The 20,725-nt window shown below is 74.6% G+C and carries 19 protein-coding genes; 13 read left to right on the top strand and 6 right to left on the bottom strand.

Annotated features, from left to right (window positions below):
* Nucleotides 1-47 precede the first annotated feature (47 nt).
* Nucleotides 48-551, top strand: coding sequence for an FBP domain-containing protein (locus tag FHX36_RS17135; RefSeq protein ID WP_110552012.1), 504 nt, complete (start codon nt 48-50; stop codon nt 549-551).
* Between the two features lie 37 nt (nt 552-588).
* A complete protein-coding gene (locus FHX36_RS17130; RefSeq protein ID WP_183513932.1) occupies nt 589-1,551 on the top strand; it encodes a nitronate monooxygenase in 963 nt (320 codons plus the stop codon).
* 61 nt (nt 1,552-1,612) lie between these two features.
* On the opposite strand, the gene FHX36_RS17125 is transcribed toward FHX36_RS17130, so the two are convergent.
* From FHX36_RS17125 to FHX36_RS17110, 4 genes are read right to left on the bottom strand one after another with little or no spacing between them, the layout of a single operon-like run.
* A complete protein-coding gene (locus tag FHX36_RS17125) occupies nt 1,613-2,305 on the bottom strand; it encodes a DsbA family oxidoreductase (protein ID WP_110553091.1) in 693 nt (230 codons plus the stop codon).
* 29 nt (nt 2,306-2,334) lie between these two features.
* Nucleotides 2,335-3,339: a cation diffusion facilitator family transporter gene (locus tag FHX36_RS17120; RefSeq protein WP_110553089.1), complete on the bottom strand. Its 1,005-nt coding sequence runs from the start codon at nt 3,337-3,339 to the stop codon at nt 2,335-2,337.
* A gap of 43 nt (nt 3,340-3,382) precedes the next feature.
* A complete protein-coding gene (locus tag FHX36_RS17115; protein WP_220036007.1) occupies nt 3,383-4,240 on the bottom strand; it encodes an ATP-grasp domain-containing protein in 858 nt (285 codons plus the stop codon).
* A gap of 58 nt (nt 4,241-4,298) precedes the next feature.
* Nucleotides 4,299-4,658 (bottom strand): MerR family transcriptional regulator, encoded by a 360-nt coding sequence (locus FHX36_RS17110; protein WP_110553088.1) that lies wholly within the window; start codon nt 4,656-4,658, stop codon nt 4,299-4,301.
* A 95-nt stretch (nt 4,659-4,753) separates the two neighbouring features.
* Here FHX36_RS17110 and FHX36_RS17105 point away from each other — a divergent pair, with 95 nt between their 5' ends.
* On the top strand, nt 4,754-5,458 hold the full coding sequence (locus FHX36_RS17105) for an SDR family oxidoreductase (RefSeq protein WP_110553087.1): 705 nt from the start codon (nt 4,754-4,756) through the stop codon (nt 5,456-5,458).
* A 42-nt stretch (nt 5,459-5,500) separates the two neighbouring features.
* On the opposite strand, the gene FHX36_RS17100 is transcribed toward FHX36_RS17105, so the two are convergent.
* Nucleotides 5,501-5,878 (bottom strand): FKBP-type peptidyl-prolyl cis-trans isomerase, encoded by a 378-nt coding sequence (locus tag FHX36_RS17100; RefSeq protein ID WP_110553086.1) that lies wholly within the window; start codon nt 5,876-5,878, stop codon nt 5,501-5,503.
* A gap of 217 nt (nt 5,879-6,095) precedes the next feature.
* Between FHX36_RS17100 and FHX36_RS17095 the strand changes: the two genes are divergently transcribed.
* The 10 genes from FHX36_RS17095 (at nt 6,096) to FHX36_RS17050 (ending at nt 19,448) form a co-directional block, all read left to right on the top strand.
* Entirely contained in the window at nt 6,096-8,789 is a 2,694-nt protein-coding gene (locus FHX36_RS17095; protein ID WP_343056646.1) for an ATP-binding protein, read from the top strand.
* Nucleotides 8,790-9,015: 226 nt separating this feature from the next.
* On the top strand, nt 9,016-10,818 hold the full coding sequence (locus FHX36_RS17090; protein WP_183513925.1) for a thiamine pyrophosphate-requiring protein: 1,803 nt from the start codon (nt 9,016-9,018) through the stop codon (nt 10,816-10,818).
* Entirely contained in the window at nt 10,815-11,924 is a 1,110-nt protein-coding gene (locus FHX36_RS17085; protein WP_110554369.1) for an ABC transporter substrate-binding protein, read from the top strand. Before FHX36_RS17090 ends, FHX36_RS17085 begins: the two co-directional genes overlap by 4 nt.
* Nucleotides 11,924-12,871 carry an ABC transporter ATP-binding protein gene (locus tag FHX36_RS17080; protein ID WP_183513923.1) on the top strand — a complete coding sequence of 316 codons (948 nt, stop codon included), beginning with the start codon at nt 11,924-11,926 and terminating at the stop codon, nt 12,869-12,871. The genes FHX36_RS17085 and FHX36_RS17080 overlap by 1 nt, the downstream gene beginning before the upstream one ends.
* Nucleotides 12,871-13,743, top strand: coding sequence for an ABC transporter permease (locus FHX36_RS17075; protein WP_220035763.1), 873 nt, complete (start codon nt 12,871-12,873; stop codon nt 13,741-13,743). Before FHX36_RS17080 ends, FHX36_RS17075 begins: the two co-directional genes overlap by 1 nt.
* A gap of 14 nt (nt 13,744-13,757) precedes the next feature.
* Nucleotides 13,758-15,485 carry a dihydroxy-acid dehydratase gene (gene ilvD, locus FHX36_RS17070; RefSeq protein WP_220035841.1) on the top strand — a complete coding sequence of 576 codons (1,728 nt, stop codon included), beginning with the start codon at nt 13,758-13,760 and terminating at the stop codon, nt 15,483-15,485.
* A complete protein-coding gene (locus FHX36_RS17065) occupies nt 15,482-16,846 on the top strand; it encodes an FAD-dependent oxidoreductase (protein WP_110551214.1) in 1,365 nt (454 codons plus the stop codon). The genes ilvD and FHX36_RS17065 overlap by 4 nt, the downstream gene beginning before the upstream one ends.
* Nucleotides 16,843-18,120: an aconitase X gene (locus tag FHX36_RS17060; protein WP_110551213.1), complete on the top strand. Its 1,278-nt coding sequence runs from the start codon at nt 16,843-16,845 to the stop codon at nt 18,118-18,120. The genes FHX36_RS17065 and FHX36_RS17060 overlap by 4 nt, the downstream gene beginning before the upstream one ends.
* Nucleotides 18,117-18,536: an aconitase X swivel domain-containing protein gene (locus FHX36_RS17055; RefSeq protein WP_110551212.1), complete on the top strand. Its 420-nt coding sequence runs from the start codon at nt 18,117-18,119 to the stop codon at nt 18,534-18,536. The genes FHX36_RS17060 and FHX36_RS17055 overlap by 4 nt, the downstream gene beginning before the upstream one ends.
* A 78-nt stretch (nt 18,537-18,614) precedes the next feature.
* Nucleotides 18,615-19,448, top strand: coding sequence for an IclR family transcriptional regulator domain-containing protein (locus tag FHX36_RS17050; RefSeq protein ID WP_110551211.1), 834 nt, complete (start codon nt 18,615-18,617; stop codon nt 19,446-19,448).
* A gap of 18 nt (nt 19,449-19,466) precedes the next feature.
* Here FHX36_RS17050 and FHX36_RS17045 read toward each other — a convergent pair whose 3' ends face one another.
* Complete coding sequence (locus FHX36_RS17045; RefSeq protein ID WP_110551210.1) at nt 19,467-20,720, bottom strand: acyl-CoA dehydrogenase family protein; 1,254 nt, start codon at nt 20,718-20,720, stop codon at nt 19,467-19,469.
* Between the last annotated feature and the right edge of the window lie 5 nt (nt 20,721-20,725).

Raw genomic sequence — 20,725 nt, 5'->3', positions numbered from 1 at the left:
TCCGTAACCTCTGCGGGCCACCCGTCCCGACGCCCCGGAGGCCTGTCGTGCACGCCCTGACCGAGGCGGCGATCCGCCGCTCACTGGTCAACTGCTCCCGCAGCGAGGCCGCCGCGCTGACCCCGCCGCGCGACCTCGACGAGCTGGACTGGGCGTCGCTGGAGGTGCTCGGCTGGCGCGACCCGAAGGCGGAGCTGCGCGGGTACCTGGTGCACGAGGACGCCGACGGCGCCGTCGTCGGCCTCGCGCTGCGGGCTGCCGACACGCGGATGTCCAGCCGCCGCTCGGCGATGTGCCTGCTGTGCCAGACCGTGCGGTCGGCCGCCGAGGTCTCGCTGTTCACCGCCCGGCGGACCGGCGAGGCCGGGCGCAACGGCAACACGGTGGGCACCTACATCTGCGCCGACCTCGACTGCGCGCACCAGGTGCGGGCGGTGCCGCCGTCGGCCCAGCACCTGGACGAGGAGCTGCAGGCGCTGGCGGTGCAGGAGCAGGTGGCGGGCCTGCACCGGCGGCTGCGCGCCTTCACCGCCGACGTCACGCGCCGCTGACCGCGCCGGGCGGCAGCGGCCAGAGGACGATGGCGCCGTGATCACGACCCCGCTGACCCGCTGGTTCGACCTCGACACCCCGGTGTTCGGAGCACCGATGGCCGGGGTGGCCGGCGGGGAGCTCGCCCGGGCGGTCTCGCTCGGGGGCGGCCTCGGGATGATCGGCGTCGGTTCGGAGACGCCCGCCGAGTGGGTGGTCGAGCAGGCGCGGGTGCCGGCCGAGGCGGACGTCTCCTACGGCATCGGGCTGATGGCCTGGGCGCTGGAGCTGCGACCCGAGCTGCTCGCCGCGGCGATCGCCGCGGAGCCGGTGCTGGTCTCGGTCGGGTTCGGCGACCCCGCCCCGTTCGTCGGGCCGCTGCACGACGCCGGGATCGCCGTGGCCACCCCGGTCAACACGCTGGCCGACCTCGACCGGGCGCTGGGAGCCGGTGCCGACGTGATCGTCGCGCAGGGCACCGAGGCCGGCGGGCACACCGGGCACCGGGCGACCCTCCCGCTGCTGCAGGAGGTGCTCGCCGCGACCGACCGGCCGGTCCTCGCGGCCGGCGGGGTGGCGACCGGGGCGGGTCTGGCCGCCGTGCTGGTCGCCGGCGCCGCGGGCGGGTGGATCGGCACCCCGCTGCTGTCCTGCCCCGAGGCCACGAACTCCGCGGCGGCGCGCGAGCGGGTGCGGGCCGCCGGCGGCGACCGGACCGTGCTGACCAGCGCCTTCGACATCGCCCAGGGCCTGCCGTGGCCGGCGCGCTGGCCGGGCCGGGCGCTGGCCAACGAGTTCACCGAGACCTGGCACGGCCGGGAGGACGAGCTGCGCGGCGACACCGCGGCCACCGAGCTGGTGCGCCGGGCCCGCGCGGAGGGCGACCTGGAGAACGCGCCGGTCTACGCCGGGGAGTCCGTCGGGCTGGTCACCACCGAGGAGTCGGCGACCGACGTCGTCCGCCGGCTGACCGCCGACGCCGAGAAGGCGCTCCAGCGCGCGGGGCGCCTGGTCCGCTGACCAGGCCCCGTCCCGGGGCTCGCGCCGAGCCTGCGAGGCGTGAGGGGGACGGGGTCCTCCATCAGACCGAGCAGGTGCCGTCCTCGCAGCCCTCGGCCGCGGGGACGGTGACCAGCGGGTGGCTGTCGGCCCAGGCCCGCTCGAGCAGCTGCAGCAGCTGCTCGGCCGGCTGGGCGCCGGCGGCGCCGTAGGTGCGGTCGACGACGAAGAACGGGACGCCGGTCGCGCCGAGCGCGCGGGCCGTCCGGATGTCCTCGTGGACGGCGGGCAGGAACCGGCGGTCGCCCAGCGCGGCCCGCACCTCCGCCTCGTCCAGCCCCACCTCGACGGCCAGCGGCACCAGCGCGTCGACGTCGAACACCGAGCGGTGCTCCTCGAAGTGCGCGTGCAGCAGCCGCTCCTTCATCGCCCCGCCCAGCCCGTGCTCGGCGGCGAGGTGGATCAGCTGGTGGGCCAGCAGGGTGTTGCCGCTGACGCCCTGGACGAGGTCGTACTGCAGCCCCTCGGCCGCGGCGACCTCCTCGACCCGGCGCATCTGACCGGCCATCTCCTCGACGCTGCGGCCGTACTTCGCCGCCAGCGCCGGGAGGGTCGGCTCGGTGTGCCCCTCCGGCACGCTCGGGTCGAGCTGGAACGACCTCCAGACCACCTCGACCTCGTCGGCGTGCGCGAACCGGGAGAGCGCCGTCTCCAGCTTGCGCTTGCCGACGTAGCACCACGGGCACACGACGTCGGACCACACCTCGACCTGCATGAACCGACCCAACCGGGAGCGGGCGCCGCTCATTCCGCGGGCGGGGCGGCCACCTGGGCCCGGCCGTCGCCGGGGGTCGGGTCGAGGAAGACGTAGCGGACACCGGGGTGCCGGGCGACCAGCCGGCGCTCGGCCTCGTCGGAGGCCCGCTCGATGTCGGCGACCGTGGCGGTGTCGGCGAAGTCGACCTTGGCCGCGACCAGCAGCTGACCGGGGCCGATCACCGTGGTCAGCAGGAAGGGCACCCCGCTGACCTGGTCCAGCGAGGCGAGCTCGTCCTGCAGGTCCTGCCGGGTGGTGCCGGGCACGGACTGGCCGATGAGCAGCGAGATGTTGGCCCGGGCCAGCGAGCCCGCGACCGCGATCAGCAGGACGCCGATCAGGATCGCCGAGATTCCGTCCCACACCGGGTCGCCGGTGACGTCCTCCAGGAACAGGCCGAGCGCCGCGAGCACCAGGCCGACGAGCGCGGCGCTGTCCTCGAAGGTCACCGCCTTCACCGTGGTGTCGGTGGTGTGCCGCAGGTACCGCCGCGGCGTCGTCCCGTGCTCGCGCGCGGCGCTGCGCACCTGCCGCACGGCCTTGAGCAGCGAGCTGCCCTCCAGCACGAAGGAGACCGCCAGGATGACGTAGGAGATGGTCGGCGAACCCTGCTCCTCGCCCTCCAGGATGGTCGTCACGCCCTGGTAGATCGAGAACCCCGCGCCGACGCCGAAGGTGCACAGCGCGGCGAGGAAGGCCCAGAAGTAGGTCTCCCGGCCGTAGCCGAACGGGTGCCGGGCGTCGGCCGCCCGGTTGCCGCGCTTGAGCGCGATGAACAGCAGCACCTCGGTGACCGTGTCGGCCAGCGAGTGCGCCGCCTCCGACAGCATCGCCGAGGAGTGGCTGATGATGCCGCCGACGAGCTTGGCGACGGCGATGGCGAGGTTGGCCAGGCCGGCGACCACCACGGTGCCGGTGGACTCCCCGCCCCCACCGCCGCCCTGGGCCTCCTCCACGAGCGCGTGCTGGGGCGCCGGGGCAGGTTGCGTCATGCACCGACCGGTTCCCCGCGCAGCTGATCGGCAACCCCGCCGCTCAGCCGACCTCGGTCACCACGTGCGCGGCCATCCGGGCCACCGCGGCAGGCTCGGCGGCGACGGAGAGGAAGAGAAAGCAGTCGGTCGCCTCCAGCTCCAGCAGCACCGGCCCGGCGGGGCCGGGCACCAGGTCGACGCGGGCGTAGCTGAGCCGGTCGCGCCCCCCGGGCACGGCGTCCAGCGCCGCCTCGGCCACCGCGCGCTGGGCCCCGGTGACCGGCACCGCGCGCAGCTCCGCCAGCACGTCGGCCACGCCGACGGCCGCGCGGACCCCGGTGGCGGTGAGCAGCGGCGCCCGGCGCACCGCGTGCGAGAGGACGCCGCCGAGGAAGACCACGCTGGTCTCCCCCTCGGCCTCGATGCCGGGCAGGTAGGGCTGGACCATCGCGGTGCGGCCCTGGGCGTGCAGCCGGGCGACCAGCGCCGCCGCCTCCGGGTCGCCGCGGTCGCGGAACCGCCCGGTGTCCGCGGCGCTGCCGCTGACGGTGGGCTTGACCACGTGGTCGCCGTCGGGCGCCGTCCAGGCGGTGCCCGGGGGCACCAGCACGGTCGGCACCGTGGGCACCCCGGCCCGGGCGAGGTCGTCGAGGTACCGCTTGTCGGTGTTCCAGGCCAGGACGTCGACGGGGTTCACCGTGCGGGGGCAGCCGCGGGCCCAGCGGAGGAACTCCGCGTGGCGCAGCGGGTAGTCCCAGGTGCTGCGCACCAGCACGGCGTCGAAGGCGGCCCAGTCGACGGCCGGGTCGTCCCACACGACCGGCCGAGCGCGGGCGCCCGCCTCGTGCAGCGCGGCCAGCAGCAGGCCGCCGTCCTCGTCCAGGTCCGGCACGGCCGCGCAGGTCGCGACACCGATCATCGGGGGCACGGCGGCAGCCTGCCGCAGCCCACCGACGGTTCTCCGCTGCCAGGCGGCGTCACGCCGGTGCCGGCACGTGCTGCTCCCCGATCCGGATGATCTCGGCCAGCCGCTCGCGGGCCGCGGTGAGCTCGGCGATCTGCCGGTCGATGCCGTCGCGCTGCTTGGTCAGCCGGGCCAGCATGGCCGGGGTGGCCACCCCGGTGTGCACGCAGGGCAGCACCTCGAGGACGTCCTTGCTGCTCAGCCCGGCGGCGTAGAGCTGCTGCACGAACCGGACCCGCCCCACCGCGCTCTCCGGGTACCGGCGCTGCCCGCTGGGCGTCCGCGCGGCCTCCAGCAGCCCCTGCTCCTCGTAGTAGCGGAGCGCGCGCACGCTCACGCCGGCACGGGCAGCGACCTCACCGATGCGCAGCACCGGACCCCCTTGGTGTTCGGGCTCACACTTGACCCTGACGTCAACGTCAGGTCCTAGCGTCCCGCACAGCACATCCCGAGCGCAAGGAGAACACCATGGACATCACCGGATCGGTGGCCCTCGTCACCGGCGCCAACCGCGGCCTCGGCCGGCACTTCGCCCAGCAGCTGCTCGAACGCGGTGCCGCCAGGGTCTACGCCACCTCCCGGCGTCCCGAGCTGGTCGACGTCCCGGGCGTCGAGGTGCTGCGGGTCGACGTCACCGACCCGGCGTCGGTCGCTGCCGCGGCGGCCGCCGCCGGCGACGTGACCCTGCTGGTCAACAACGCCGGCATCACCACGGGGGCCAACCTCGTCACCGGCGACCTGGCGGACGTCCGCCGGGAGATGGACACCCACTTCTACGGCACGCTGGGCGTCGTCCGGGCGTTCGCGCCGGTGCTGGCCCGCAACGGCGGCGGCGGGATCGTCAACGTGCTGTCGGCGCTCTCCTGGTTCTCCACCGACGGCGCGAACGCCTACGCGGCGGCCAAGGCGGCGGCGTGGAGCCTCACCAACGGTGTCCGGATCGAGCTCACCGGCCAGGGCACGCAGGTGACCGGGGTGGTGCTGGGCGCGGCCGACACCGACATGATGGCCGGCTACACCGGCCCGATGACCGACCCGGCCGACGTCGTCCGGGTGGCGCTCGACGGCGTCCAGGCCGGCGACTGGGAGGTGCTGGTCGACGACTGGAGCCGTGGGGTCAAGGCCTCGCTGGCCGCCGACCCGCGGGCGTTCTACAGCCAGCCCGCGGCCTGAGGAGCGGACCCCGCTGCCGAGCGGGCAGCGGGGTCACCCGTCCTAGCGGACGCCGACCAGGTCGACGACGAAGACCAGCGTCGCGCCGGGCTTGATGACGCCGCCCGCGCCGCGGTCGCCGTAGGCCTTGTGCGCCGGGATGGTCAGCCGGCGGCGGCCGCCGACCTTCATGCCGGCGATGCCCTCGTCCCAGCCCTGGATGACCATGCCCACGCCGAGCCGGAACTCCAGCGGGTCACCGCGGTCCCAGGAGGCGTCGAACTGCTCGCCGCCGTCGTGCGTGACGCCGACGTAGTGGGCGCTCACCAGGCTGCCGGCGGTGGCCTCGGGGCCGTCGCCGACCACCAGCTCCTCGATCACCAGGTCGTCGGGTGCGGGGCCGGTGGGCGGCTCGACGTCGGGGCGGGTCAGCTCTGCCACGGGACTCTCCTCGGTTCGCCGCCGGGGCTCTCCCGGCGGGGCTGCGCCCCATCCAACACCGGGACGGCGGCCGACCCGACCGCCGCCCACGACTCGACCGCACACCGCACACCCGGCCCGGGTAGGTTGCACCGTCGGGCGGTCCGGCGGACCGGCCACGGTCCGGACCGCCGCGGCACGGACCACGCTCGTGCGGACGGACCGGCTGGAGGTGTGCGTGGCCCCCGATCTCCCCTCGGGCTCCGGCAACGGCACCGACGCTGCGCAGCTGTTCGCCGGCGGGGGCGAGGCGGGCCGGCTGATGGCCGCCCACGACTGGTCGGCCACCCCGGTCGGGCCGGTGGGGTCGTGGCCGGCGAGCCTGCGCTTCGCCGTCCGGACCGTGCTGGCCTCGCGGTTCCCGATGGTGCTCACCTGGGGGCCGCAGTACCTGCAGTTCTACAACGACGCCTACGCCCCCTTCATCGGCGCCAAGCACCCGGCGATCGGCGAGGACATCCGGGTGACCCTCGCCGAGGGCTGGGCGGCGCTCGAGGGGCCGGTCGAGCACGCGATGGCCACCTGCGAGGCGTCCTGGTTGCCCCGGCTGCCGCTGCTGCTCGAACGGGCCGGGTACCGCGAGGAGACCTACTTCACCGTCTCCCACGCCCCGGCCTTCGGCGACGACGGCCAGGTGGCCGGCATGCACGCCGTCTGCACCGAGGTCACCGGGGAGGTGCTCGGCGAACGCCGGCAGCGCCTGCTGCACGACCTCTCCACGGCGGGCGCCGTGCTCGGCGACGAGCCGGCCGTGCTCGCCGCGCTCTGCGAGGCCCTCGCCACCGACCCCCTGGACGTGCCCTTCGCCGCGGTCTACCTCGACGACGACGGCGGCCGGCTCCGGCGGGCGGCGGTCGTCGGCTGCCCCGCGGAGCGGCTGCCGGCGACCCTGGACGACGCCGCGCGGTTGCCGGGGCAGGTGCCCGAGCTCGGCCTGGTCGGCGGGTTCTGGCAGGACCCGGTCTCCGACGCCGTCCTGCTGCCGCTGACCGCGTCGGCCGGCGACGAGCGGCTGGGGGTGCTGGTCACCGGCGTCAGCCCCAACCGGGAGCTCGACCCGGAGTACCGCACCTTCCTGGAGCTGGTGGCCGGGCAGTTCGTCGGCGCGCTGGGCAACGCCCGCGCCTTCGAGGCCGAGCGCCGCCGGTCGGAGTCGCTGGCCGAGCTGGACCGGGCCAAGACCGCCTTCTTCTCCGACGTCAGCCACGAGCTGCGCACCCCGCTCACGCTGCTGCTCGGGCCGATCAGCGACGTGCTCGCCGACACCGCCGAGCCGCTCCCGGCCGGGACGCGCGACCAGCTCACCCTGGCGATGCGCAACGGCCAGCGGCTGCAGCGGCTGGTCAACGACCTGATGGACTTCGCCAGCATCGAGGCCGGCCGCGCCAACGCCGTCCGCGTGGAGACCGACGTCGCGGCCTTCACCGCGGAGCTCGCCGGCGTGCTGCGCGCCGCCGCCGAGCGCGCCGGGCTCCGGCTGGCCGTCGACTGCCCGCCGCTATCCCGGCCGGCCCACGTCGACCCGCGGATGTGGGAGAAGATCGTCCTCAACCTGCTGTCCAACGCGGTGAAGTACACCTTCGTCGGCACCATCTCGGTGGCGCTGCGCGGTCAGGACGACGCGGTCGTGCTCACCGTCTCCGACACCGGCATCGGCATCCCGGCCGACGAGCTGCCGCTGGTCTTCGACCGGTTCCACCGGGTGCCCGGCTCGCTGGGCCGGCACCGGGAGGGCACCGGCATCGGCCTGGCCCTGGTGCGCGAGCTGGTCGGCCTGCACGGCGGCTCGGTGTCGGTGGCGAGCGAGCCGGGCGCCGGCAGCACCTTCACCGTCTCCGTCCCCTACGGCAGCCCGGACGCCGAGGGCGACGCCGAGCACCCGGCCGCCCCTTCCGAGGCCGCACGCGGCACCGCCGAGGCGTGGGAGCAGGACGTCGCGCCGCGCCAGCAGCCGGCCGCGCCGGAGGGCACCACGACCTCCGTGCTCGTCGTCGACGACAACGCCGACATGCGCACCTACCTGACCCGGCTGCTGGCCCCCGTCTGGCAGGTGCGCACGGTGGCCAACGGCGAGGAGGCGCTGGCGAGCATCGCCGAGCAGCGGCCCGACGTCGTGGTGACCGACGTGATGATGCCGCGCATCGACGGGTTCGAGCTGCTCCGCCGGCTGCGCGCCGACGAGACCACCCGCGACGTCCCGGTCATCATGCTGACCGCCCGGGCCGGGCAGGAGGCCGCGGTCGAGGGCTTCGCGGCCGGGGTCGACGACTACCTGGCCAAGCCGTTCCAGTCCGCCGAGCTGATCGCGCGGGTCCGGGTGGCCATCGAACGGGCGACCGGCCGGCGCGAGGCAGCAGCCCTCGACGTGCCGACCGGGCCGGTCACCGTGCCCCCGGTGCCGCGACCGGACGCCTCCGTGCGCACCCTGGTGCCGGCCAGCCGGCCGCCCGCGGTGGCACCGCCGCCGGCGCCGGCCCAGGTGCACTACGAGCGCTGGCGCTTCCCCGCCACCCCGCAGGCCATCCCGGCGCTGCGCCGGGCGCTCCGCCGGCTGTTCGCCACCGCCGGGCTGGACGAGGACCAGGCCTACGACCTGCTGCTGGCCGCCTGCGAGGCCGCGACCAACGCCGTCGAGCACGCCCAGGACCCCACCGAGCCCTTCGTCGACGTCACCGCCGAGGTGGGCGGCGGCCGGGTCGAGATCACGGTCCGCGACCACGGCCAGTGGCGCGAGCGGGTGCCGAGCATGGACCGCGGCCGGGGCTCGACGCTGATGAGCGCGTTCGCCGACATCAGCGCCGTCCCCAGCCCGGCGGGCACCACGGTGACCATCCGGGTGCCCCGCGCCGGGGACACCGCACCCCCCGCCTGACCCTCCCGGGCGCCGTCCGCGCGCCCGCCGGTCACCCCTGCACGCCCCCGGGACACCCGGCCCGGGTGGCCGCTGCCCGCGCCGGGCTTCCCGCCCGTGGACCTGACCGTTGACAGGCGGCACTGTGACCCCCTACACATGTACGGAAGAAGCACACGTGTACGGATAGCGCACACGGTGCCTCGCTCCACCGTCGGACACCGCCGTCCAACCACCGGGAGACACCGTGACCGCACCGCCGCACGTGTCCCTCGACGACGGTCCGGACGAGGTCGCGGCCGACCGACTGGCCGGGAACGTCGCCGAGCTGCTGGTCTCCGCGCTGGTCCGGCACCAGGTGGACGTCGTCTTCCTGAACCCGGGCACCGACACCGCCCCGGTGCAGGAGGCGGTCGTCGCGCTGCGGGAGGCCGGCCGGCCCACCCCGCGGGTGGTGCTCTGCCGGCACGAGGCGGTCGCGCTGGCCGCCGCGCACGCGCACTTCGCCGTGAGCGGCCGCCCCCAGGTGGTGATGGTGCACGTCGACGTCGGCACCCAGAACCTCGGCGCCATGCTGCACAACGCGGCCCGCGCGGAGGCCGGGGTGGTCGTCATCGCCGGGCTGACCCCGCGCACCAGCAGCGGGCAGGTGCCGGGCGGGCGCGACACGCTGGTGCACTGGATGCAGGACGTCCCCGACCAGGCCGGCATCGTCCGCGGGTACGTGAAGTGGTCCGCGGACCTGCACGGCGCCGCCACCGCCGACGAGCAGCTGGCCCGCGCGTTCCAGGCCGCGAGCGCCACACCGCCCGGCCCGGTGTACGTCACGGTGGCCCGCGAGGTGCTCATGGAGCCGGTGCCGGCACCTCCCGCCCCCGCGCCGCGCCGCGCCGTCCCCGCCCGGACCGCACCCGACCCGGCCGCGGTGACCGAGGCGGCCGCGGCGCTGGCCCGCGGCGAGCGCCCGGTCGTGGTCACCAGCCGGCTGGGCCGCGACCAGGCAGCGGTCCCCGAGCTGGCCCGGGTGGCCGAGCTGCTCGGCGCCCCGGTGCTCGAGCGCCGGGAACGGGTCAACCTGCCCTCCGGCCACCCCTGCTCCGTGCCCGACACCCGCCGGACGGCGGAGCTGCTGCGGGCCGCCGACGCCGTCCTGGTCGTCGACTGCGACGTCCCGTGGGTGCCCTCGGTCGCCGCACCGCCGGCCTCGGCGACCGTCGTCCAGCTGGACGCCGACCCGCTCAAGCTGTCCATGCCCGGGTGGGACTTCCCGGTCGACCTGTGCCTGCAGGCCGACCCCCGGCTCGGGCTGCGCGCGCTCGCCGACGAGCTCGAGCGGCTGGTGGACACCGGCGCGCTCGCCGCCCGCGCGCTGCCGGCCGCCGTCCCGCCGCCGGGCCCGCCGGCGGCCGGGTCGCTGAGCACCGCCGCCGTGGTCGCCGCCCTCGACTCGCTGCTCGCGCCCGAGGACCTGCTGCTCGACGAGTCGGTCACCAACATCGAGACCGTCCGCACCGGGCTGGCCCGCACCCTGCCCGGCACGGCCTTCCAGTGCGGCGGCTCCGGCCTCGGCTGGGCGGTGCCGGGGGCGATCGGGGCGAAGCTCGCCGCGCCCGACCGGCGGGTCGTCGCGGTGGTCGGTGACGGGACGTTCCTGTTCTCCGGCCCGACCGCGACGCTGCTCACCGCCCGGGACGCCGGCACCCCGTTCCTGATCGTGGTGCTGGCCAACGGCGGCTACGCGGCCAGCCGCCGCCCGGTCTTCGACCTCTTCCCCGACGGCGCGTCCGCCCGCAGCGGCGAGGTGGTCGGGACGCTGTTCCCCGAGCCGCCCGACGCCGCCCTGCTGGCCGGCTCCTGCGGTGCCTTCGGCGAGGACGTCACCGCCCCCGCGGACCTGGTGCCCGCCCTGCGCCGCGGCCTGGCCGCCGTGGCCGAGGGCCGCTGCGCCGTCGTCGTCGCGCACGTCGACTCGCCCTGGATCGACCGGGCCACCCCGGCCGCCCCTGCTCCTGCCCACCCATCCGCTCGACCCCGAGGAGATCGTCCATGAACGCAGGCACCCGAAGCAGCCGCCCGGCAGCGCGCCGGTCCCCGCTCCGCGCGGTCCGCGCCCCGCTCTCGCTCTGCTTCGCCGCAGTCCTGCTGGCCGCCTGCGGCGGCTCGGACGACGAGGGGTCCGCCGGCTCCGGCAGCACCGAGGGAGGCGGCGGGAGCGACGCCGTCCAGGAGGTCACCTTCCTGAACATCCTCCCGCTGGAGAGCCTCTCCTTCGCCCCGGAGCTGGTCGCGGACAACTGCGGCTACTTCGAGGACCAGGGGCTGGACGTCAGCTTCGAGACCACCCAGGGCTCGGCGCAGGCGATCCAGACCGTGCTCGCCGGCTCCGCGCTCATCACCCGGGTCGGCGACCTGGAGACCCAGCTGGCCGTGGCCGAGCGCAACGCCCCGCTGGTCGCGGTCGGCCAGCCCACCAAGCAGGGCACCATCCGCTTCATCTCCGGCGAGAACGACCCGCTGGAGAGCGCCGAGGACCTCGAGGGGCGGCTGATGGGCACCCCGTCGGAGGGCGGCACCAGCGAGATCCTGCTCAAGCTCGTCGCGGCCTCGGCCGGGATCGAGCCCGACGAGGTGCAGACCCAGGTGGTCGGCCTGGCCCCGGGCGTGTTCGACCTGGTCTCCTCCGGCCGGATCGGCGGGTACATCGTCTCGCTGGACACCGCGGTCGCGCTGGAGCAGCAGCAGCCCGACGCGGTCGTCTACGCCCCGAACGACGCCATCTCCAGCGGCGGCCAGGTCTACGTCACCTCGCAGGAGCAGACCGAGGACCCGGAGAAGCAGGAGCAGCTGCGCAAGTACCTCGCGGCGATCGACGAGACGCTGAAGTTCATCATCGCCGACGAGGCGAACGGCTTCGCCGAGACGCTCGAGTGCCTCTCCTCCGTCGAGATCCCGGCGCTGGCGACGCCCGAGATCGCCAAGGAGAGCCTGTCGACCTACGTCGAGTCGTGGACCGCGGCCGGCGAGGAGGAGATCGGCACGATGGTTCCCGACCAGTGGGAGGCCGTCTACCAGGAGATGGTGGACTCCGGCTTCATCGAGGACGGCCTCGACCCGTCCGAGTGGTACTCCAACGACTTCCAGCCCGGGAGCAACTGATGCGGCTGCCCGGGACCACCCCGGCCCCCGGGACGGGGACGCACACCGCGCTGACCCACCACGGCGCGACGGACGCCGACCGGGTCGACCCGGCACCGGCCGTGCGCGCGGGCGAGGAGCCCGCCGCACGGCCCGGCGCCACCGCTGTCGGCCCGGCCGGTGACCTCCCGGCCCAGCTCCAGGTGAGCGGGGTGAACAAGACCTACCAGGCCCGCCGGGGTGAGGTGCACGCCCTCAGCGACGTGAACCTGACCATCGGGCGGGGGGAGTTCATCTCCCTGGTCGGCCGCTCAGGCTGCGGGAAGACGACGTTGCTGCGGATCCTGGCCGGGCTGCTGCCCCCCACCTCGGGGGTGGTGGAGGCCGACGGGGAGAGCATCTGGCGCAACGGCAAACGCAACGACGAGGCGTTCAAGCAGTTCGGGTTGGTGTTCCAGGACGCCAACCTGTTCCCCTGGTACACCGTGGCGGAGAACGTGTCGCTGCCGCTGAAGCTGCGCGGGATGGGCAAGAAGGCCCGCCTGGCCCGGGCGGGGGAGCTGTGCGAGCTGGTCGGGCTGCCCGGCTTCGAGAACGCCTACCCCCGGGAACTGTCGGGTGGGATGCGGCAGCGGGCGGCGATCGCCCGCGCGCTGTCCTACGACCCGACCATCCTGCTGATGGACGAGCCCTTCGGCGCCCTGGACGCCCTCACCCGGGACAAGATGAACCTGGAGCTGCAGAACATCCACGCCCAGGCCGGGGCCACCGTGGTGTTCGTGACCCACTCCATCCCCGAGGCGGTGTTCCTGGCCGACCGGGTGGTGCTGCTCACCCCCCGACCCGGGCGGATCCGGTCGGTCACCCCCGTCTCGCTGGCCCGCCCCCGCTCGCTGGTCACCGAGACCAGCCAGGAGTTCCAAGACGTCGTCCGGGTGCTGCGCAGCGAGCTGGACGAGGAGGACTGATGACCACCACCAGCAACCACCCGATCAGCGAAGACGCCACCCCCGCCAGCGCCACCGATGGTGGCGCGCGCAGGTCGGGGTTGTTCGGGGACCGGGAACGGCTGATGAAGGTGCTGCCCTGGATCTCCAGCCCCATCCTGCTGCTCCTACTGCTGGGCAGCTGGCAGTTCGCCGTCTCGGTGGTCGGGGTCTCGGAGTTCATCCTCCCCGCCCCCTCTGCCGTCTGGGACTCCCTGGTCACCCTGCTGTCCGGGTCGGCGGTCTACCACGACATCTGGATCACCCTCACCGAGGTCCTCATCGGCTTCGCCGTGGCACTCATCGCCGGGGTCGCGATCGGCGCGGTGCTGGGCCGGGTCGTCTGGCTCGAGCGCGCCGTGCAGCCGGCGATGGTCGCCTTCCAGGTCGTGCCCAAGGTCGCGTTCATCCCGATCTTCGTGATCTGGTTCGGCTTCGGCACCACCTCCAAGATCATCATGGCGGCGATCCTGGCGTTCTTCCCGATCATGCTCAACGTGATGCTCGGGGTCCGGTCGGTCGACCGCGGTCACCGCGACGTCATGCGCGGGCTGGGTGCGACCCGCTGGGCCACCTTCCGCAACCTGGAACTGCCCTCCACGCTGCCCTACGTGTTCGCCGGCGCCGAGGTCGCCATCGTCTTCGCCGTCATCGGCGCCATCGTCGGGGAGTACCTCGGTGGCAGCGAAGGCCTCGGCCACCTCGTCGTCTCCAGCCTCAACGCACTCGATGCACCCCAGCTGTTCGCCGTGATCATCCTGCTCGCCCTGATGGGCTCCCTGCTGTATCTCGCCGTCACCACCACCAAACGCCTGGTCATCCCCTGGCACGACTCCGTCGCAGGACAGCAGTGACGCCGGAGCCGGTCGTGCTGCGGAGCAACCTGGCGGTCGGCAGCTCGCGGTGGGCGGTCCGCCGGGCCCAGTGGCGGGCGCTCGGCATCGCCGAGGAGGACATGACGAAGCCGAAGATCGCCATCGTCAACTCCTCGTCGAAGCTGGCCATCTGCTTCAGCCACCTGGACGACGTCGTCGGCCCGATGGAGGAGGCGATCCGGGCGGCCGGCGGGCTGCCGTTCGAGGTGCGCACCGCGGCGCCGAGCGACTTCATCACCAGCGCCGGCCGCGACGGGCGCTACATCCTGCCCAGCCGCGACCTGATCGTGAACGACATCGAGGTGGCCGTCGAGGGCGCCCAGCTCGACGGGATGGTCTGCCTCGCCTCCTGCGACAAGACCGCCCCCGGGCAGGTGATGGCCGCCGCCCGGCTGGACATCCCGACGATCATCGTCGGCTGCGGCTACCAGCCCAGCGGCCGGTACGAGGGCGAGCACGTCGACATCGAGGAGGTGTTCCTGGCCGCCGGGCACGTGGCCGCCGGCCGGATGACGCTGGAGCACCTCACCGGCATGAGCGACAACGCGATCCGCGGGCCGGGGGTCTGCGCGGGCATGGGCACCGCGAACTCGATGCACATGGCCTGCGAGGCGCTGGGCATCGCGCTGCCGGGCACCACCCCGGTGCTGGCCAACAGCCCGGCCATGTGGGACGGCGTGCGGCGGGCCGGTGCCCGGATCGTCGAGCTGGTCACCGAGGGGGTGCGGCCCCGGGAGGTGCTCACCCCGGCGGCCTTCGCCAACGCGGTGACCGTCATGCTCGCCACCAGCGCCTCGGTGAACAGCATCAAGCACCTGCAGGCCATCGCGCACGAGGCCGGCTGCGACGTCGACGTCCCGGGGCTCTTCGCCGAGCTCGCCGACCGGGTGCCGCTGCTCTGCTCGGTGCGCCCCAACGGCCCGGACTCGATCGAGGACCTGGAGGCCGCCGGCGGGACCCTCGCGGTGATGAGCCAGCTCGCCGACCTGCTCGACCTGTCGGCCCGCACGGTGGCCGGCGGCACGCTGGGCGACGTGCTGGCCGGGGTCACCGTGGCCGACCCCGAGGTGGTCCGGCCGGTCAGCCGGCCGTTCGGGGAACGACCGAGCATCGTCATGGTGCACGGCTCGCTCGCCCCCGGTGGCGCCGTGGTGAAGCGGCCGGTGCACGACACCGGCGCGCAGGTCTTCCGCGGCACCGCGATCTGCTACGGCACCCGCGACGAGGCGCTGGCCGGGCTGTCGGCCGGGGAGATCCGGCCCGGGCACGTGGTCGTGCTCGGCGGTCTCGGCCCGGTCGGCGGCCCGGGGATGGCGCTGGGCTCGGCCCTGGTCTTCGCCCTGGACGGCGCCGGGCTCGGCGACACCGTCGCGCTGGTCACCGACGGGCAGATGTCCGGCCTGGTCAACACCGGCACCGTCGTCGGCGAGGTCAACCCGGAGGCGGCCGTCGGCGGCCCGCTGGGCCTGGTCGAGGACGGCGACCCGATCGTGATCGACCTGGTCCGGCGCCGGGTCGACCTCGAGGTGCCCGCCGACGAGCTGGAGCGCCGGGCGGCGGCCTGGGCGCAGCGCACCCAGGTGCAGCCCGACACCGGCTGGCTGTCGATCTACCGGCAGCTGGTCTCCCCGGTCGCGGCCGGCGCCGTGCTGACCCCTCCCCCGCACACCCGGACCGGCGGCCCCGCCGGCCCGACCCCCCAGGAGACGAGCACCCCGTGAACCCGACACCCAGGTCGCTGGACGAGCCGGCCCGGAGCACCCCCGTCCTCGGCTCCTACGAGGTGGTCGTCGTCGGCGGCGGCCCCGCCGGGGTGACCGCGGCGGTGGCCGCGGCCCGCTCCGGCCGGTCCACGGTGCTGGTCGAGCGCTACGGCTACAGCGGCGGCGCGGGCAGCGCGGGCGGGCTGAGCACCTTCTGCGGGCTGCACGCCAACGTGCACGGCGAGCACAAGCAGGTCGTGCACGGGCTGGCCGACGAGGTGCTCGAGCGGGTGGACCGGCTGGGTGGGCTGAACCCGCCGCACCTGAGCTTCGCCGACCGGATCATGGCCCAGGCCTACGACATCTCCGCCTACAAGATCGCCCTGGACGACATGCTGGTGGAGTCCGGCGTCGACGTGCTCTTCCACGCCCTCGGCGTCGGGGTGCTGATGCGCGACGAGCACACCGTCGGGGCGCTCCTGGTCGAGTCCAAGTCCGGCCGCGGCGCGGTCACCGGCGAGGTGTTCATCGACTGCTCCGGCGACGGCGACCTGGCCGCGTGGGCCGGGGCGCCCTACGAGAAGACCGACCCGGCGCACGGGATGCTCTACCCCTCGCTGATGTTCCGGGTGAACGGCGTGGACGCCGCGGCCGCGGCCGGCGCCCAGCGGCTGATCCCGGAGCTGATGGAGGAGGCCGAGCGGTCCGGCCGCTACGCCTTCCCGCGCAAGCGGCCGATCGTCCGGCCGCAGCGCAACCCGCTGGAGTGGCGGGCCAACATCACCCAGCTGAGCAACCCCGACGGCAGCGCGATCGACGGCACCGACGTGCGGCAGCTGAGCCGGGGCGAGCTGCAGGGCCGCCGCCAGGTCCGCGACGTCTTCCCGTTCTTCCAGGAGTCGGTGCCGGGCTTCGCCGACTCCTACGTCGTCGACATCGCGCCGTCCATCGGCATCCGGGAGACCCGCCGCATCGTCGGCGCGTACCAGGTCACCGAGGACGACATCCTCGACTGCGTCGACTTCGAGGACTCGATCGGCGTCAACGGCTGGCCGGTGGAGGCGCACGTGGCCGGTGACGTCGAGCTGCGCTGGCAGCGCGGCGAGGACAACCGCGGCTACAACCAGCTGCCGTTCCGGATGATCGTGCCGCAGCTGCTGACCAACACCTACGTCGCCGGTCGGTGCGCCTCGATGACCCACGAGGGGCAGTCCAGCGCCCGGGTGACCGGGCCGTGCTTCGAGATGGGCCAGGCCGCCGGCACCGCCGCCGACCTGGCGCTGGCCGCCGGGGTCGCCGTCGGCGACATCGACGTGCCGGAGCTGCAGCGGCGGCTGGAGAAGGACGGCGCGTGGCTGGGCGGGGAGGACGGCGCATGAGGCTGGCCCCCGACGAGCAGGCGATGCTCGACGGCGAGCAGGGCGAGGCGGTGCAGGCCGCGATGGACCTGCTCGTCCGGTACGGCGAGGTGCTGGGCGCCGAGCGGCTGGTGGACACCGACAACGTCTGCGGCGCCAACCTCTTCGGCTCCCGGCACACCATGGTCTGCGGCTCCCCCGGCCTGGACGCCGCGTTCTCCGAGCACAGCCTCGACGCCCCGGTGGCGCTGCCCATCCCGCCGGTGCGGGCGCAGAGCTACCAGCTCATCGGCCCGATGGACACCCGGAACTGGGAGGTGCAGGGAGTCTCGCCGGAGGAGCGGGACGCCGTGGTGGCCAGCGAGGCGTACAGCGCCGAGCACGGCATCCACCTGATGAACACCTGCACGCCGTACCAGGTGGGCAACGTGCCGGTGAAGGGCGAGCACTGCGCCTGGATGGAGTCCTCGGCGGTGGTCTACGTCAACTCCGTGCTCGGGGCGCGCACCAACGTGGAGGGCCGGGAGAGCACCGGCGCCGCGATGCTCACCGGCAAGATCCCCTACTGGGGCTACCACCTGCCGGAGAACCGGTTCGGCAGCCACCTCGTCGACGTCCGCGTCCCGGTGGCCGACACCCTGGACTGGGGGCTGCTCGGGTACTGGATCGGCGAGCAGGTGGCCGAGGGCGTGCCGGTGCTCGACGGCATCACCACCACCCCGGACCTGGTGAAGCTCAAGCACTTCGGAGCGGCCGCGGCCTCCTCGGGAGGGGTCGAGCTGTACCACGTCCCGGGGATCACGGCCGAGGCGCGCACCGTCGAGGAGGCCTTCGACGGCGCCCGGCCGGCCGAGCGGCTGCACTACGGGCCGGCGGAGCGGCAGCAGACCTACGAGCACCTGAACTCCACCGGCCGGGACACCCACGTCGACCTGGTGATGATCGGCTGCCCGCACGCCACCCTCGGCCAGATCCGCGACGTCGTCCGGCTGCTCGAGGGCCGGCGGGTGCACGCGGAGAGCGAGCTGTGGGTGTTCACCCCGCGGGCGCTGCGGGAGGTCGCCGAGGCCAACGGCTACGCGCGCGCCCTGGAGGCCGCCGGCGCCCGGCTGATGAGCGACACCTGCCCGGCGATCGGCCAGTTCCTGCCCGAGGGCACCCGGGTGATCGCCACCGACTCGGCCAAGCAGGTGCACTACCTGCCGGCGATCATGGACGTGCAGGGCTGGTTCGGCACGCTGCGCGACTGCGTCGACGCCGCGGTCACCGGCACCTGGCAGGGGGCGCTGCGATGAGCGCGTTCACCCTGCACGGCCGTGGCCTGGTGGGCGGCGTGGCCGAGGGCGAGGCCCTGGTCACCAGCGAGGCGCTGTCCGGCTGGGGCGGCGTCGAGCCCCGCCGGGGGCGGGTCATCGAACTGCGGCACGAGCTGGTCGGCCAGTCCTTCGCCGGCAAGGTGCTGGTCTTCCCCGGCGCCAAGGGGTCGTCGGGGTGGTCGGGCATGTTCCACATGTCCCGGCTGATGGGCACCGCACCGGCCGCGATGGTCTTCACCACGATGAACACCAAGATCGCGCTCGGCGTGGTGGTCACCCGGGTGCCGGCGATCACCGACCTGGACGCCGACCCGCTCACCACCGTCCGCACCGGCGACTGGGTGCGGGTGGACGCCGACCGCGGTGAGATCACCGTGACCAGGGCCGACGGGTAGCGTCGACCGACGACGCGGGCAGGACGCCGGCCGTCGTCGCCGCCCGGCGCGGGCACCACGGAGCAGGATCGGGGACGGATGGACCACGGAGCCGAGGAGCCGGCCGACGGCCGGGCTGCGGCCCCCCGCGGCGACTACTTCGTGCAGTCCCTGGAGCGGGGGATCGCCGTCATCAAGGCGTTCTCCGCCGCCGAGCCGGAGCTGACCCTCAGCGAGATCGCGCGCCGCACCGGGATGACCCGGGCGGCTGCCCGCCGGTTCCTGCTCACCTTCGTCGACCTCGGCTACGTGGCGGTCAGCGACCGCCGGTTCCGGCTCCGCCCGACGGTGCTGGAGCTGGGCTTCACCTACCTGACGACGCTCACCCTCCCCCAGCTGGCCACGCCCTACCTGGTCGGGCTGTCCGAGGAGCTGCACGAGACCGCCAGCGTGGCCGTGCTCGACGGGCCGGACGTCGTCTACGTCGCCCGGTCCGGTGGTCGCCGGGTGATGGCGACCGGCATCACCGTCGGCACCCGGCTGCCCGCCTACGCCTCCTCGCACGGCCGGGTGCTGCTGGCCGGGCTGACCGACGACGAGCTGGACGCCTACCTGGAGCAGGCCGCGCTGGTGCCGCGCACGGCCCGGACGATCACCGACCCGACCGTCCTCCGCGAGCGGGTCGCCCAGGCCCGCGAGCGCGGCTGGAGCCTGGTGGACCAGGAGCTGGAGGAGGGCGTCACCTCCATCGCCGTCCCGGTGCACGGGCCCTCGGGCGAGGTGTTCGGCTCGATGAACGTCGGCACGCACTCCAACCGGCACACGCCCGAGCAGCTCCAGGCGCTCGCGCTCGACCCGCTGACCCGGGCCGTGCAGCAGCTCGAGCGCGACCTCGCGCTGACCGGCATCCGGTCGGACCACCCGCTGCGCTGACCGCAGCGGCCGGGCAGCTCAGCCCAGCGGGCTGCGGGGCAGCATCGTGTTGCTGATGATCCGCTTCTGGATCTCGCTGGTGCCCTCGAAGATCGTGGTCAGCCGGGCGTCGCGCCAGTGCCGCTCGACCTGGCGCTCGGTGGTGTAGCCGTTTCCGCCGTGCAGCTGCATCGCCTGGTTGGTGACCCGCACCGCCATCTCCGTGGCCTGCAGCTTCACCATCGCCGCCTCCCGCTCGCAGGGCCGGCCCTCGTCGAGCAGGTGGGCCACCTGGCGGTAGAACGCCCGGGCCTGCTCGACCTGCGCGGCCATGTCGGCCAGCGCGAACCGCAGCGCCTGGAAGTCGCCGATCGGGTGGCCGAACTGCTCCCGCTCCTGCAGGTAGAGCACCGAGTCCTCGACCGCCGCGCGGGCCAGGCCCACCGCGCGGGCAGCGGTGTGCACCCGGGCGGTGTTGAGGAAGGCCTGGGCCTCGCGGAAACCGGCGCCCGGGTCATCGCCGGCCTCGCCGGGGCCCACGATGAGGTCCTCGGCCGGGACCCGGACGCCGTCGAAGGTGAGGTCCCAGGTCAGGAAGCCGTGGTACCCGACCTTGTCGATCGGGTGGCCGCTGAGCCCCGGCGGGAACGTGCCGCGCTCCTTGACCAGCAGCAGGTTGCGCAGCCCGCGGGAGCGGGACTCCCCGGGCTGCGGGTCGGCGACCCGCACCAGCACCTGGATGAAGTCGGCGGCCTTGGCGTTCCCGCACCAGCGCTTGCGCCCGGTCACCACCCACTCGTCGCCGTCGCGCACCGCGCGGGTCTGCACGTTGGCCAGGTCCGACCCCGCCTCGGGCTCGGACAGCGCGACCGCGCCGATCCAGGAGCCCGCGGCGCTGCGGCGGAGCAGGTCGGCGCGGCGCGCGGGGTCGGCGACCGACGTGCCCATCCCCTGGGAGCGGGCCAGGATGCTGGCCACGCTCATCCAGGCCCGGGCCAGCTCCTCGCTGACCGTGCAGTACTCGAAGACGCCGAGGCCCAACCCGCCGTCCTCGGCCGCGATGGTGATGCCGAAGTACCCGAGCTCGCCGAGCCGCTCCAGGAGCCGCTGCGGGATCTCGCCCTTCTGCGGGTCCAGCTCGTTGGCGACCGGCAGCACCTCGTCCATCGCGAACCGGCGGGCCTGCTCCTGCAGCTCCGCCCGGGCCGGCGTGTGCCACGGCGGGAGCAGCGCGGGTGGCTGCGGGAGCCAGGGGTCGGTGGTCCCGGCGGAGCGGCTGGCGGTCGACGTCATCGTCG

Source organism: Modestobacter versicolor (assembly GCF_014195485.1).
Taxonomy (GTDB): Bacteria; Actinomycetota; Actinomycetes; order Mycobacteriales; family Geodermatophilaceae; genus Modestobacter; species Modestobacter versicolor.
The sequence above is the reverse complement of the archived record's forward strand: the minus strand, read 5'-3'. Positions and strand labels throughout refer to the sequence as shown.

What these genes read in the sequence shown, in the direction of transcription:
- FHX36_RS17125 (WP_110553091.1), bottom strand. Translation starts at nt 2,305, where the DNA reads ATGCAGGTCGAGGTGTGGTCCGACGTCGTGTGCCCGTGGTGCTACGTC.
- FHX36_RS17120 (WP_110553089.1), bottom strand. Translation starts at nt 3,339, where the DNA reads ATGACGCAACCTGCCCCGGCGCCCCAGCACGCGCTCGTGGAGGAGGCC.
- FHX36_RS17115 (WP_220036007.1), bottom strand. Translation starts at nt 4,240, where the DNA reads ATGATCGGTGTCGCGACCTGCGCGGCCGTGCCGGACCTGGACGAGGAC.
- FHX36_RS17105 (WP_110553087.1), top strand. Translation starts at nt 4,754, where the DNA reads ATGGACATCACCGGATCGGTGGCCCTCGTCACCGGCGCCAACCGCGGC.
- FHX36_RS17085 (WP_110554369.1), top strand. Translation starts at nt 10,815, where the DNA reads ATGAACGCAGGCACCCGAAGCAGCCGCCCGGCAGCGCGCCGGTCCCCG.
- FHX36_RS17080 (WP_183513923.1), top strand. Translation starts at nt 11,924, where the DNA reads ATGCGGCTGCCCGGGACCACCCCGGCCCCCGGGACGGGGACGCACACC.
- FHX36_RS17075 (WP_220035763.1), top strand. Translation starts at nt 12,871, where the DNA reads ATGACCACCACCAGCAACCACCCGATCAGCGAAGACGCCACCCCCGCC.
- FHX36_RS17060 (WP_110551213.1), top strand. Translation starts at nt 16,843, where the DNA reads ATGAGGCTGGCCCCCGACGAGCAGGCGATGCTCGACGGCGAGCAGGGC.
- FHX36_RS17055 (WP_110551212.1), top strand. Translation starts at nt 18,117, where the DNA reads ATGAGCGCGTTCACCCTGCACGGCCGTGGCCTGGTGGGCGGCGTGGCC.
- FHX36_RS17050 (WP_110551211.1), top strand. Translation starts at nt 18,615, where the DNA reads ATGGACCACGGAGCCGAGGAGCCGGCCGACGGCCGGGCTGCGGCCCCC.
- FHX36_RS17045 (WP_110551210.1), bottom strand. Translation starts at nt 20,720, where the DNA reads ATGACGTCGACCGCCAGCCGCTCCGCCGGGACCACCGACCCCTGGCTC.